This is a genomic window from Microbispora sitophila, assembly GCF_014892245.1.
In the GTDB taxonomy this organism is placed as follows: domain Bacteria; phylum Actinomycetota; class Actinomycetes; order Streptosporangiales; family Streptosporangiaceae; genus Microbispora; species Microbispora siamensis.
Window position 1 is genome coordinate 14,353 of record NZ_JADBGC010000018.1, and the last position, 12,462, is coordinate 26,814.

Below are 12,462 nucleotides of genomic sequence, written 5' to 3' on the forward strand. Positions count from 1 at the left end.
GCACCTCGTTCCGCCGCCGCGATATAGCAATATGTGAGCCGGTGAGCCGGACGTGTCCGCCCCGCTCGGCACGGCCCCCGGCTCCCTGCTCCTGACCCGGTCAACGGCCGGTCCGTGGCAAAGATTCCCCAAATGAATACGACCCGGGAATGGTTTCGTTTTCCTCCCCAAGGAGGATGCGAGGCCGGGAAAAAAGCCGATTACCCAGGTTGCGGGGGCCTAAACGAGGCGGCGGCCCATCCGCCACACCTGCGCCACCAGCGGCACTCCCGGCCGGTACGCGAGGTGGACGTAGGACGGCGCCTCCAGGATGACGAGGTCCGCGTGGGAGCCCCCGGACAGCGTGCCCACGTCGGTGCGCCGCAGCGCCCGCGCGCCGCCGCGGGTGGCCGCCCGGACGGCCTCCAGCGGCGTCATGCCCATCTCGCGTACGGCCAGCGCGACGCAGAACGGCATCGAGGTGGTGAACGAGGAGCCCGGGTTGCAGTCGGTCGCCAGGGCCACCGCGACGCCCGCGTCGAGCAGCCGCCGCGCGTCCGGGTAGGGCGACCTGGTGGAGAACTCCGCGCCCGGCAGCAGGGTGGCGACGACCCCACTGGCGGCGAGCGCGTCCACGTCGGCGTCGGTCAGATGGGTGCAGTGGTCGGCGGATGCCGCTCCCATCTCGCAGGCCAGCCGCACGCCCGGCCCCGGTCCGAGCTGGTTGGCGTGGACCCTGAGCTGCAACCCGGCCTTGCGGCCCGCCGCGAGCACCTCCCTGCTGTGCTCCTCGCCGAACGCGCCGCGCTCGCAGAACACGTCCGCCCACTTGGCGTACGGCGCGCAGGCCTCCAGCATCGGGCCGGTCACGAGCCGGACGTAGTCGTCGGCGGTCGTCTCCGGCGGGACGACGTGCGCCCCGAGGAACGTGGTCTCCTCGGTGAACTGGCGGGCGATCTCCAGGCTGCGGCGCTCGTCCTCCACGGTGAGGCCATAGCCGCTCTTGATCTCGAACGTCGTCGTGCCCTGCATGGTCATCTCCGAGACCAGCAGCGCGGTCGTGGACACCAGCTCGGGGATGGTGGCCCGGCGGGTGGCGGCGACGGTCGAGCGGATGCCGCCCGCAGTGTAGGGCCGTCCGGCCATCCGCGCGGCGAACTCCTCGGTGCGGTCGCCCGCGAACACCAGGTGCGCGTGGCTGTCCACGAATCCCGGGACGACCGCGCGCCCCTCCACGTCGACCCGCTCGTCGGCGGGCGGGGCGTCGGCTGATCGGCCGATCCACCGGACCACGCCGTTCTCCGCGACCAGCGCGGCGTCCGCGATCTCCTCCCGCTCGGGGTCCGCCGTGTAAAGCAGTCCGATCCCCGTGAAAACGACTGATGTCATGCCGCTCGGCCCCACGTCTCCTGATCCTCGCCACCCCGTGAACGGCGCAAACCTCACCGCTGCAGCGGGACGAGCGCCTCGCACAGCAACGCGCCGATGTCGCCGAGCACGTGCCGCCCGTCCTCCACGATCCGCCGCCCGCCGGCGACCACCGAGTACACGTCCGCGGAGGTGGCGGCGAACACCACGGACTCCACCGCGGACGCCTTGGTCGCGCCGGCCGTACGGACCGAGTCGAGCCGGACGGAGACGAGGTCGGCCCAGGCCCCGGGCACCAGGCACCCGGCGTCGGGGAAGCCCAGCGACGCCTGCCCGGCGGCGGTCGCGGCGTGCAGCAACTGCGCGGCGGGCCAGTGCCCGCGCTCGCCCGTGACCAGCCGCTCGTCCATCTCCACCGCCCTGGCCTCCTCGAACAGGTCGACGACCGCCTGGCTGTCGGTGCCGAGCGTGACGGGCGATCCCGCCTCCAGGAGTCTGCGGGCGGGACCGACGCCGTCGGCGAGGTCGCGTTCGGTGGTGGGACACATGCACACGTGAGTGGTGGAGCCGCCGAGCAGCGCCACGTCCACGTCGGACAGGTGGGTGGCGTGGACCGCGGTCGAGCGCGGCCCCAGCGCGCCGTGGTCGTGCAGCACCTGCACGGGCGTGGCCGCGTAGGCCTCGACGCACGCCTCGTTCTCGGCCGGCTGCTCCGACACGTGGGCGTGCAGCGGCCCGGTGTGCCGGTGGGCGAAGTCGACGACGACGTGCATCTGCTCGGGGGGCACCGCGCGCACGGAGTGGATGGCCGCGCCGATCTCCACGTCCTCCTCGCCCTCGTGTGCCCGGGCGAGATCGTCGGCCCTGGCCGCCCAGCGCTCGGCGTCCCCGTCGCCGAAGCGCAGCTGGGTGCCGGCGAGGGCGTCGCCGATGCCGCCGGTCAGATAGCAGGTGTCGAGCAGGGTGATGCGCAGCCCGGCCCGCCTGGCCGCCTCGATCAGCACGTGGCCCATCGCGTTCGGGTCCGCGTACGGCCTGCCCCCGGGGCCGTGGTGCAGGTAGTGGAACTCGGCCACGGTGGTGATCCCGGCGAGCGCCATCTCGGCGTATGCCGCCGTGGCCAGGGCGAGGTAGCGGTCGGGGTCGAGCGCCTGGGCGACCGCGTACATCCGCTCGCGCCAGGTCCAGAAGCTGCCGCGGCCGGTCTGGGTGTGGCCGCGCAGGGCGCGGTGGAAGGCGTGCGAATGACAGTTGGCCAGGCCGGGCAGGGTGAGCCCGGCCAGCCGTACGGCTCCCGGGGGAGGCGGCGCCTCGGGTCTGATCTCCACGATGCGGCGGCCCTCGACGCCGACGACCACGCTCTCGACGACCTCGCCGGGCGGCAGCCACGCCATCTCGCACCAGTAAGTCACGTGCACCGGTCCTCCAGGTGGGCGGCGTGGCGGTGATGCCACTGTAATGAACGTCCGTCCCCCACGCCTCGTCCGGCCGTCAGCGGGTCGGCCCCGCGGCCGGCCGTACGGTGATCTCGGTGACGTGGGCGTCGGGCGTGGCCGTCAGCGCGGCCAGCACGGCCCGCGCCACCGATTCCGGCTCCAGGTATCTTCCCGGCTCGTACGGCCCTCCCTCCTGGGACCGGATGCCTCTTTGCATGTCCGTGCCCACCCGCCCGGGGAAGATCGCGGTGACCCGGACTCCGTTCGGGTGCTCCTCCTCGCGCAGCGCGTCGCCGAACGCGCGCAGGGCGAACTTGCTCGCGGCGTAGGCGCCCCAGTTGACGCCGGCGCGCTGCCCGGAGCCTGAGTTGATCAACACGACGTGCCCGCGGGCCGCCCGCAGCGCGGGCAGCAGCAGCCGGGTCAGCTCGGCGACCGCGATGACGTTGACCTCCATCAGCCGCCGCCACTCGCCGGCCGGGGTGTCCGCGATGGGCCCGACACTGGCGACGCCCGCGCTGTGGACCAGCAGGTCGAGCCGGTCGATCCCCTCCACGTCGGCGGGGGTGAGCTCGGTGAGCTCCACCGCCCAGGGGCGGGCCGCCGGCAGCTCGGCGCACAGCGCGTCGAGGGCGGTGCCGTCCCTCCCGCCCAGGAAGAGATCGCAGGTGGGGGCGAGGGCACGGGCGATCGCCGCCCCCACGCCCCGCGAGGCGCCGGTGATCAGAGCCGTGGGTCGCATGGACCTCACCTTAGAGCCTGCCGGCAAAGGCTTAGGTGCTCACGGGTATCGGGCCGTAGAGGGCTGGTCCGATGGTGTTGATCCCGCGGCCTCAGCGACCCCGAGGGGGCCTGAAGGCCGGCCGAGGCCGGGCGGAGCTACGGCGTTCCGCCCGGCCTCGGGGTTGATCGGTTCGGGTGGGTCGGGTTACGGGCAGTTGCCGATGTCGCTTTCGGAGGAGGCCAGGACGACGTTGGTCTTGGCCAGGCCGAGGGCGTCGACGGTGACGTGGACGGCGTTGACGGTCAGGCCCTTGTCGGGGGTGGTGAACGGGGTCTGCTCGTTGAGGACGAGCTTGACGACGCCGACGTTGACCCCGGTGTTGGGTTGGACATTGGTGGGTTCTGCGATGACCACCGTGTTGCCGACCTTGAGGAAGGCGATCGTGGTGGCTCCGGTGGATCCGGCGCAGGTGGTGGTGGAGCTGGATTTGATGGTCTTGACGGTGATCACCGGGATGCCGGTGATCCCGATGGTGGTGTCGTCGATGGAGGCGGTGGCCACGGATTTGCCGGGGAACTCGGTGGTGGCGACCTGGGCGCACAGGGCGTGCGCGCTGATCAGCCCGCTCAGCGTGGCGGTGCAGGGCACCGAGGTGGCACCGGTCGAGGTGGTGGAGATGTCGCCGGTGTCGGGGATGGGTGCGATGTTGACCAGTTGGATGCCGGCCAGGGAGGCGCCGGCGGTCAGGCCGTAGGCCCGTCCGGTCAGCCGCTGCGGCGTGACGGTGACTTGTTCGGCGCCGCACGGCGAGGTGACGGAGTTGTTGCCGTCGTCGCCGCTGTAGGTGGCGGTCCACCGGTAGGTGCCGGCCGCGCCGACGGTCACGGTGCCGGACGCGGCGGTGCCGCTGCCCGACACCGTCCCGGTACGAGTCGCGATGGGCGTCGCACAGCCGGTGTCACCAGGCCCGAACAGCTGGAACGTGACAGTACCGGTGGGGTGGAACCCGCCGGACAGGGTCGCTGTATCCGAGACGTTCCCGCCCGCGGGCACCTGGCCCGATGGCGTCGTGGCGATCGATGGAGTCGCCTTCGGGACGTGTTCGGTGATCGTTTCGGTGAAGCCCGGTGACAGGACGCCGTTGAGCAGGAAATCCACTGTGCAGGTGACGGTGCTTCCCGGTGCGGCTCCGGCGCCGACGGAGACGGTCTCGGTGAAGGTGGCGTCATCGCCGCTGGTCACCGTCCGACTGCCCGGCGTCAGGGACACCGACAGGTTCGAGTCGCAGTCACGCAGCTGGTGGGTGACCGCGACCGGCAGGTTGTGCAGGGCCGCCAGGATGGTGTCGCTGACCTCCGAGGAGTTGATGCCGGAGAACAGCCGTCCACCGGTGGCGTTGGTGATCGCGGTCGCTTGGCCGGTCGAGTCCAGCCCGGACAGGTCGAACGCGAGCACGGTGATGTCGGCTGCCTGCAGAGCGCTGATCGCGGCGGCCAGCGTGTGGCCGTTGCTGGGGTCATGGCTGGGGGCGTCCCCGATCAGCAACACGATCCGAGAGCTGTTCGGCCGGAAGCCGACCGCCCCGGACGCGACCTGGAACAGACCGTTGATGCCGTCCTCGGGGAAGTCGCCGCCGCCCGAGGCGACCAGCGAGTTGAGACCGTCGGTGACGTCGGTCCGGTTGGCGGTGAGGTTCTGCGCCACCCGGAACGGCGTCGCGTCCCCCGCGTCCTTGTACTCGGCAACCGCGAACTGCGCGTCCGGCTGCGCCGAAGCGACGGTGGACAAGATGGTGTTCGCATTGGTCCGCACGTTCGAGATGACCCCGCCCATGCTCCCTGTTGTGTCGATCAGGAAAGTGATATCCGGCTTGGGGGGGACCGCCGGAGTGGACACGGTCTTGGCGATCGTCGTCGATCCGCCCGGGTCCAGGTTCAGCGTCACGTCCGCCGGGGTGACCCCGGGCGCCGCGGACGCCGTCCCCACCCCGGCCACCAGCATCGCACCGGCCACCGCCACGCACACGGCGGCCCGTAAACTTCGCGTCATTCTCACGGTGTCATTCCTTCTGGTGTGGCGTGATGCCACAACGAATTCGGGATTGCCGGCCGTGCAGAATTTCTATGACTGCGCCACCCGGGACGCCCTCTCCTGGCGTGTTGGCGCAATCGGATACCAAATTGCATTTGCTGACGACCTCGGTGACCTTTTCGGCGCAGCCGCTGATCAACGAGGGGGTGTGGCCACGGTCATATGGTGACTGGTCATCGAATAGATGTAAATAGGCCACTTACGGCACGTTCCCAACCGGCCACAGTCGGCCCCCCTCGCCGACGAGAGGCCTGCGAGTGGCGAATCTTTTTCAGATACGGCCGATGAAATGCGTGATCGGCGGTTGTCGCGCAAAAAGAGCGGCTATCTCCAGTGCTATGGACCGTCTGAATCGCGGTTATGAGCATCGCCGCAGAGTCGGCCGACAGCCTCCCACGCCCATTCGGCATCGGCCTGATCCGACGGATACGACGGCTTCCGGTCATGACTCCGGAACCCCGGCGAGGCACAACCGCCGGCGTCCGAAGCCACCGCCTCACCGCTGCGGGCGCAGTGTCTCGGGAGTGGGACGCTCCAGGGTCAGGGCGTAGGCCCGGTGCGGGTAGCGGTGGTCGGCCGGGCGCACCCGCACCTCGTCCGCGGCGGCTTCCAGGATCACGCAGCGGTACCACTCACCGCCCTCCAGGAACTCCCACTGCCCGGCGAGCACGTCGAGCCCGGTGCGGCGCACCTCCTCCTCGGCCCGCTCGTACGGCCCGGCCGCGCCGATGGGATAGCCGAAGACGGTCAGCGGCTCCCACTCCTCACCGGCCCGTCGGACGTAGCCGAGCAGGGCGCCGTCGTCGTCCCTGCGGATCTCGTGATCGTTGTTCATGGTTGACCACCATACTCAAATTTATATAAAAATTTGTACATGACATCGACGCGTGTAATGATCCTTGGCGTGCTGCTGGACGGGCCGCTGCACGGATACGAGGTGCGCAAGACGCTCGAACTGTGGGGCGCCCAGCACTGGGCCAACATCGCCTTCGGCTCGATCTACCACGCGCTGGGGAAGATGGCCCAGGAAGGCCTGCTTGAGGTGGTCGGCGACGGCGGATCTCCCGGCGGCGGCGCGCGCGGGCGCACGGTCTACGCCATCACCCCGGAGGGACGGGCCGAGTTCGACCGGGGGCTGCGCGAGCACTGGTCGGAGATCATGCCGATCGTCGACCCGTTCCAGGTCGCGCTGACGTTCCTGGACCGGCTGCCGAAGGCCGACCTGCTGGCGGTCGTACGGGAGAGGACCGAGCGGCTGCGCGTGGGGTTCGCGAGCTTCGAGCGGGCCCGCAACGCCAAGCGCGCGGCGGACGCCCCGCGGCACGTGGACGAGTGCCTGGCGCTGAGCGCGGCCGAATACCGCGCCCAGCTGGAGTGGCTGGAACAGGCCGTTGAACGAATCGAGCGCGACGACATCCCCTGACCGGCGAGGAGCCGAAATGATCATTGAAGCGCGAGGATTACGCAAGACCTACCGCCCGCGTGGCCGCGGCGGCCGGGCGGGCGAGCCGGTGGAGGCCGTGCGGGGAATCGACCTCGAGGTCGCCGAGGGCGAGATCTTCGGCGTGCTCGGCCCCAACGGCGCCGGGAAGACCACGACGATCCGCATGCTGGCGACGCTGGTCGCGCCCACCGGCGGCGCCGCGACGGTGGCCGGGCACGACCTGCTGGCCTCCCCCGAGCAGGTGCGGCGCCGCATCGGGTACGTCGGCCAGGCCGGCGGCGTGGACGAGAACAACACGGCCAGGGCCAATCTCCTGCTCGCCGCGCGGGTCAACGGCCTGACGGCGGCCGAGGCCGCCGCCCGCACCGGCGAGGTGCTCGCGGCGTTCGACCTGGCGGGCCTGGCCGACCGGCCGGCCCGCACCCTGTCGGGAGGCCAGAAGCGGCGTGTCGCGATCGCGCTCGGCCTGGTCCACCGGCCGCCGCTGCTGTTCCTCGACGAGCCCACGACCGGCCTCGACCCGCAGAACCGCGCCAACCTGTGGGACCAGATCAGGGCCCTGCGCGACGGCGGGACGAGCGTCCTGCTCAGCACCCACTACCTGGACGAGGCCGACGCGCTGTGCGACCGCCTGGTCATCGTCGACCACGGACTCGTCGTCGCGGCCGGGACACCCGCCGAGCTCAAACGCGAGATCGCCGGCGACGTCGTGTCCCTGCGGCTGTCCGGCACGGGTGAGGCGGCAGGGGTGCTGGACGGCCTGCCGTACGCGCGGGAGGTCAGGACCGACGGCGACCTGCTGCGCGTCTACCTGGACGACGGCGAGCGGGCGCTGCCGCACCTGCTGTCCACGCTCACCGAGCACGGCCTGGCCCTGGAGTCGGTCGCGCTCGACCGGGCCACGCTCGACGACGTCTTCCTGCGCAAGACCGGCCGCTCGCTCCGCGACGCCGCCTGAGCCCTCCTTCGAAAGGCGGAATGATGCTGAAGCACACCGGCCTGTTCCTGGCCTACGAGTTGCGCAACACCGCACGCAACCCGATCTGGCCGCTGTTCGGCCTTCTCCAGCCCGTCCTCTACCTGCTGCTGTTCGCCCCGCTGCTGGCCAACACCATGCCCGGTGTGCCGGACGAGCGGACGCTCGCCATGTTCACCCCCGGTGTGATGGTGATGATCGCGCTGTTCGGCTCGCTGTTCGTCGGCTTCGGCATGATCGCCGAGATCCGCACCGGGGTGCTCGAACGGCTCGCCGCGAGCCCGGCGAGCCGCCCGGCCATCGTCTTGGGCCGGACGCTGCGCGACATGATCGTGCTGGTCGCGCAGGCCGTGCTGATCATCGCGGTGGCGCTGCTCATGGGCATGCGGCCCAGCCTGCCGGGCGTCGCCCTGATGCTCCTGCTCATGGCCCTCACCGGTCTGTTCGCCTCCGGCCTGTCGTACGGCCTGGCCCTGGCCGTGCGGGACGAGAACGGCATGTCGCAGATCCTGCAGTTCTTCGCGCTGCCGCTGATCCTGTTCACCGGCATCCTGCTGCCGATGTCCCTCGCCCCGCAGTGGATGCGGACCGTGGCCCAGGTCAATCCGCTCTACCACGCGGTCGAGGCCGGGCGGGCGCTGTTCGCCGGCGACCTGGGAGGCGGCCACGTGGCGCTCGCGTTCGCCCTGATGGCGGTGCTCGCGGTGCCCGCCCTGGCCTGGTCGGTCCGCTCCATGCGCCACCTCGCCGGCTGACTGCTCTTGCCGGTCAGCCGCTCTTGAGGAAGTCCAGCAGGTCGTCGTTCAGGGCGTCCTTGTGGGTCACGAACAGGCCGTGCGCGCCGGTGGGGTACTCCTTGTAAACCGCACCTGGGACGAGTGCGGCCGTACGGCGGCCGGTCAGCTCCACTCTGGCCGACATGTCGGCGGCGCCGTGCACGACGAGCGCGGGAACGGTGATCTCGCGCAGCCCGTCCCGGTGGTCGGCGTGGTAGAGCGCCTCGAACACCTGCGACGTCGCCCACGGCGAGGTCGACAGGCACTGCGCGAGCGTCCAGCGGCGCAGGCCGAGGTGCTCGATCAGCGCGGCCACGTCGTCCGCCAGGGTGTCCAGGTCGTAGCCGGTGGAGCGCGGTCGGAGCGGCCGTGCCCCCGCCGGTCCAGCGCAACGCACCGGTAGCCGTGCTCGACGAAGAACGGAAGCTGGTATTCCCACATGTCGCTGTGCAGCACCCAGCTCGCCAGGAAAAGGATCGGCTCACCCTGCCCGTAGTCCTCGTAGGCCAGCCGCGTGCCGTCGACGGTTTCGGAGAGCATCCGCACTCCTCAGGTCTCGGTCGAACACGTCCGAGCCTGGTGGACCGCGTGAAAAAGATCGATTACGCGAGAGGTAAGCGGCGGGGCGCCGGACGCGCCCGCACGCGCGATGGCTCCGGCAACCGGGCGGTGGTGAAGGAGAGGTTACGCACCTGCGACGTTCCCGGTTCCCGGTCGAAAGAAGCTGTGGCCCGGTGTAAGGGCTGCTCACGGCTTCGCCATCGGCGTATACGGAGATCGCGGGCCCGCCGGTCAGGACGAGACGAGGAACTGCGTGGCGGCGAGCTCGCGGTAGAGCTCGTCGGCCGCGACCAGCTCGTCGTGGGTCCCCCAGGCCCGCACGCGGCCGGCCTCCATCACCACGATCCGGTCGGCCCCGGTCACGGTGGACAGGCGGTGGGCGATCACCAGGACGGTCGTCTCGCGCGCCACCTCCGCCACGACCTCCCGCAGCCGCATCTCGTTGACCGCGTCGAGCTGGGAGGTCGCCTCGTCGAGCAGCAGCAGCCTGGGCCTGCGCAGCAGCGCCCTGGCGATGGCCACCCGCTGCCGCTCGCCGCCCGACAGCAGGATGCCGCGATGGCCGACGGGCGTCTCCAGTCCCTCCGGCAGCCGCTCGACCAGGTCGTCGAGGCGCGTACGGGCGAGGGCTCGGGCGATCTCCTCGTCGGTCGCCCCGGGCGCGCCGAAAACGAGATTCTCCCGCAACGTCCCCGCGAGCACGGGCGCGTCCTGCTCGACGTACCCGAGCATGGCCCGCAGCTCGCCGAGCGGCCAGTCGCGGATGTCCCGCCCGCCGAGTGTGATCGTCCCCTCCTGCGGCTCGTAGAACCGCTCGATGAGGCCGAACACCGTCGACTTGCCCGCCCCCGAGGGGCCGACCAGCGCGGTCATGCCGCCGGCCGGCACCTCGAACGTCACGTCGTGGTGGACCACCGGCCGGTCGTCGCCATACCGGAAGACGACCCCGGAGAAGGTCACTCCGACGGGCTCGCCGCCCGCCCGTACGACGGGTGCGGCGGCGGGCTCGGTGCGCAGCGTGGTGATCTCCTGGATGCGGGTCACCGCGGCCAGGCCGTTCTGGATCTGGGTGAGGCTCTGGATGATCTGGCCGATCGGGGAGACCAAATAGAACAGGTACAGCAGGAAGGCGATCAGGGCGGAGATCTCCATCTCCCCCGACGCGACCCGCGCGCCGCCGACTCCCAGCACCGCGAGGAACGCGAGCTGGACCGACATCCAGGCGCCGATCCCGGCCAGCGAGGTCCACGCGGCGGCGGCCACGCCCCGGTCGCGCGCCTCGACGGCCGCCGCGCCCACCATCGCGGTCTCCCGCGCCTCCGCGCCGCTGGCCTTGACCGTACGGAACGCCTGGAGGGCGCGGTCGAGCGTCGAGCTCATCTCGCCGAGCGCCACCTGTGCCTGGAGCGAGGCCCGCCGGATGCGCGGGGCGATGGCCACGCCCATGAGGGCGACCAGGCCCACGACGGCGAGCGTCACCCCGAGCAGCAGGCCGTCCATGATCGCCATCATCACGGCGGCGCCGAGGAACATGAAGACCGCCCCGACCAGGGACGCGAGCGCGTCCGTGCACACGGCTCGCAGCAGGGTGGTGTCGGAGCTGACCCGCGACAGCAGGTCGCCGGGCTTGAGCCGGTCCACGTCGGAGACCGTGAGCCGCAGGATGCGGTCCACCAGGCCGCGGCGCGAGTCGAGCACGATCGTCTCGCCCATCCGCTCCAGCAGGAACCGCCCGGCCGCCGAGATCAGCGCGCCGGCCAGGACCGCGACCGACAGCCCGAGCACCGGGCCTGCCAGCGCGCCGCCCGCGCCGAACGCGTCGATCACCCGCTTGGCCATGACCGGCATGGCGAGCCCGGCGAGGCTGCCGACGAGGCTGAGCAGGCCGCCCAGCAAGAGCACCCGCCGATGGGGGCGCACCTGGTCGAGCAGCAGCCGCCAGGAAGCGCGCTCCCCCAGGGACGCCTTCGGCCGTGCCGCGGGCCGGCCATCGTCAGGGCCGTCGCCGTCCGTCCCCATGGAGCCCCCTTCACGCGAACCCGGCGTGCGATCTTCCGGAGACCCTAAATCACCGGAAACGCCGGTGCGCGCGGGGACTTCCGCGTCCTGGATCAGTCCACGTCCGGGACGTCGAGGTCGAACTCGGCGTCGCCGTCGTCGACGCGGCGCAGCTTGATGTCCTCCGCCCAGGCGTACGCGAAGCGGCGCACGGCGGCGACGCCCTCCTCGTCCAGGCCGCCGAACGCCTCGTCGGCCAGCAGGTCGACCGTCTCCAGCCGCTCGACCAGGTCCTCCACCCGCCACTCGTCGTCGTAGCGCGCGCCGAGCTGTTCGAGCAGGCGGAAGGAGTACAGGCCGGACACCGAGGCCACGTCGGCGAAGTCGCGCGGCAGGCCCCGGTCCTGCAGGGCGCGGACCTTGAGGCCCACGGCGTCGTCCAGGCCGAGCACCCGGCAGGGGCCGATGTCGGCGGGGCGGTCGCGCAGCGGCTCGCGGAGCAGGGCGACCTCGCACGACTGGCCGGTGATCTCGTCGCCGACGACGACGCGGCCGATGCGGGCGCCGGCCTCGCACACCTCGGCCGACAGGCCGGTGCTCCCGAACGCCTCGGCCAGCGCCGCGCCGATCTCCGCCAGCGGGGCCTCCCCGCCCGTGGCGAAGGTGAGGTCGTCGACGGGGCGCGAGGTACACCCGTGCGCCAGCAGCGCGTAGCCGCCGGCGAGCAACAAGCCGTACCGGTCGAGGACGGGCCGCGCGTCCTCGATGAGGCGCAGGTGGAACGGCGGCGCCGGGAAGGCGGAAGACGCGGTCACCACCTCAGTATCGCCCGCGCACCCCCCGTGATGATCCCTCATCCAGGCACTCCGTAGAGCAGGCGGATCTCCCGGGTGGTGTCCATGATCGCGTACCAGGTGAGGCAGAGGTCGGCCTCGGCCTCCTCACCGCGTGCCTCCGCCGCCATCAGCCGGTCCCCTGTCAGCAGCGCCGCCTCCCGTTTGAGTTGTGCCGCCATCCGTTGGAACACGAACCGCTCGCGAGACTCCATTGCCGCCCCTCCCGCCCCCCAACAGCTCTTACATAGCCTGAAATACCCACAGAACCGGCCG

General features: G+C 71.4%; 13 protein-coding genes. 3 read left to right on the forward strand and 10 right to left on the reverse strand.

Translation table 11 applies throughout. From position 1 onward, the window contains the following. Window positions 1–219: 219 nt before the first annotated feature. The 5 genes from hutI to IL992_RS29650 form a co-directional block, all read right to left on the reverse strand. Window positions 220–1,368, reverse strand: coding sequence for an imidazolonepropionase (hutI, locus tag IL992_RS29630; RefSeq protein WP_193206663.1), 1,149 nt, complete (start codon window positions 1,366–1,368; stop codon window positions 220–222). A 53-nt stretch (window positions 1,369–1,421) separates the two neighbouring features. Beyond that, on the reverse strand, window positions 1,422–2,765 hold the full coding sequence (locus IL992_RS29635; protein ID WP_193206664.1) for a formimidoylglutamate deiminase: 1,344 nt from the start codon (window positions 2,763–2,765) through the stop codon (window positions 1,422–1,424). A gap of 73 nt (window positions 2,766–2,838) precedes the next feature. After that, a complete protein-coding gene (locus IL992_RS29640; protein WP_193206665.1) occupies window positions 2,839–3,525 on the reverse strand; it encodes an SDR family oxidoreductase in 687 nt (228 codons plus the stop codon). 186 nt (window positions 3,526–3,711) lie between these two features. Then, on the reverse strand, window positions 3,712–5,556 hold the full coding sequence (locus IL992_RS47865) for a vWA domain-containing protein (RefSeq protein ID WP_264295118.1): 1,845 nt from the start codon (window positions 5,554–5,556) through the stop codon (window positions 3,712–3,714). A 538-nt stretch (window positions 5,557–6,094) separates the two neighbouring features. Next, window positions 6,095–6,433 carry a hypothetical protein gene (locus IL992_RS29650; RefSeq protein WP_193206667.1) on the reverse strand — a complete coding sequence of 113 codons (339 nt, stop codon included), beginning with the start codon at window positions 6,431–6,433 and terminating at the stop codon, window positions 6,095–6,097. 39 nt (window positions 6,434–6,472) lie between these two features. On the opposite strand from IL992_RS29650, the gene IL992_RS29655 reads away from it, so the two are divergent. From IL992_RS29655 to IL992_RS29665, 3 genes are read left to right on the forward strand one after another with little or no spacing between them, the layout of a single operon-like run. Further along, a complete protein-coding gene (locus tag IL992_RS29655) occupies window positions 6,473–7,021 on the forward strand; it encodes a PadR family transcriptional regulator (RefSeq protein WP_193206668.1) in 549 nt (182 codons plus the stop codon). 16 nt (window positions 7,022–7,037) lie between these two features. Further along, complete coding sequence (locus IL992_RS29660; RefSeq protein ID WP_226874016.1) at window positions 7,038–8,000, forward strand: ATP-binding cassette domain-containing protein; 963 nt, start codon at window positions 7,038–7,040, stop codon at window positions 7,998–8,000. A gap of 23 nt (window positions 8,001–8,023) precedes the next feature. Beyond that, complete coding sequence (locus IL992_RS29665; RefSeq protein WP_226874017.1) at window positions 8,024–8,773, forward strand: ABC transporter permease; 750 nt, start codon at window positions 8,024–8,026, stop codon at window positions 8,771–8,773. Window positions 8,774–8,786: 13 nt separating this feature from the next. On the opposite strand, the gene IL992_RS46685 is transcribed toward IL992_RS29665, so the two are convergent. From IL992_RS46685 to IL992_RS29685, 5 genes are all read right to left on the reverse strand, one after another. Next, window positions 8,787–9,110 carry an alpha/beta fold hydrolase gene (locus IL992_RS46685; RefSeq protein ID WP_226874018.1) on the reverse strand — a complete coding sequence of 108 codons (324 nt, stop codon included), beginning with the start codon at window positions 9,108–9,110 and terminating at the stop codon, window positions 8,787–8,789. Further along, a complete protein-coding gene (locus tag IL992_RS46690) occupies window positions 9,098–9,334 on the reverse strand; it encodes an alpha/beta fold hydrolase (RefSeq protein ID WP_226874019.1) in 237 nt (78 codons plus the stop codon). Before IL992_RS46690 ends, IL992_RS46685 begins: the two co-directional genes overlap by 13 nt. Before the next feature lie 252 nt (window positions 9,335–9,586). Continuing rightward, the gene (locus tag IL992_RS29675) at window positions 9,587–11,374 is read right to left on the reverse strand and encodes an ABC transporter ATP-binding protein (RefSeq protein WP_193206670.1); all 1,788 of its coding nucleotides are present in this window, start codon (window positions 11,372–11,374) and stop codon (window positions 9,587–9,589) included. A gap of 92 nt (window positions 11,375–11,466) precedes the next feature. Beyond that, window positions 11,467–12,168 carry a hypothetical protein gene (locus IL992_RS29680; protein WP_319018914.1) on the reverse strand — a complete coding sequence of 234 codons (702 nt, stop codon included), beginning with the start codon at window positions 12,166–12,168 and terminating at the stop codon, window positions 11,467–11,469. 38 nt (window positions 12,169–12,206) lie between these two features. After that, window positions 12,207–12,401, reverse strand: a complete 195-nt coding sequence (locus IL992_RS29685) for a hypothetical protein (RefSeq protein ID WP_079315286.1) — start codon at window positions 12,399–12,401, stop codon at window positions 12,207–12,209. Window positions 12,402–12,462: the final 61 nt, after the last annotated feature.

What these genes read in the sequence shown, in the direction of transcription:
- hutI (WP_193206663.1), bottom strand. Translation starts at nt 1,368, where the DNA reads ATGACATCAGTCGTTTTCACGGGGATCGGACTGCTTTACACGGCGGAC.
- IL992_RS29640 (WP_193206665.1), bottom strand. Translation starts at nt 3,525, where the DNA reads ATGCGACCCACGGCTCTGATCACCGGCGCCTCGCGGGGCGTGGGGGCG.
- IL992_RS47865 (WP_264295118.1), bottom strand. Translation starts at nt 5,556, where the DNA reads ATGACGCGAAGTTTACGGGCCGCCGTGTGCGTGGCGGTGGCCGGTGCG.
- IL992_RS29650 (WP_193206667.1), bottom strand. Translation starts at nt 6,433, where the DNA reads ATGAACAACGATCACGAGATCCGCAGGGACGACGACGGCGCCCTGCTC.
- IL992_RS29655 (WP_193206668.1), top strand. Translation starts at nt 6,473, where the DNA reads ATGACATCGACGCGTGTAATGATCCTTGGCGTGCTGCTGGACGGGCCG.
- IL992_RS29660 (WP_226874016.1), top strand. Translation starts at nt 7,038, where the DNA reads ATGATCATTGAAGCGCGAGGATTACGCAAGACCTACCGCCCGCGTGGC.
- IL992_RS29665 (WP_226874017.1), top strand. Translation starts at nt 8,024, where the DNA reads ATGCTGAAGCACACCGGCCTGTTCCTGGCCTACGAGTTGCGCAACACC.
- IL992_RS46690 (WP_226874019.1), bottom strand. Translation starts at nt 9,334, where the DNA reads ATGCTCTCCGAAACCGTCGACGGCACGCGGCTGGCCTACGAGGACTAC.
- IL992_RS29675 (WP_193206670.1), bottom strand. Translation starts at nt 11,374, where the DNA reads ATGGGGACGGACGGCGACGGCCCTGACGATGGCCGGCCCGCGGCACGG.
- IL992_RS29685 (WP_079315286.1), bottom strand. Translation starts at nt 12,401, where the DNA reads ATGGAGTCTCGCGAGCGGTTCGTGTTCCAACGGATGGCGGCACAACTC.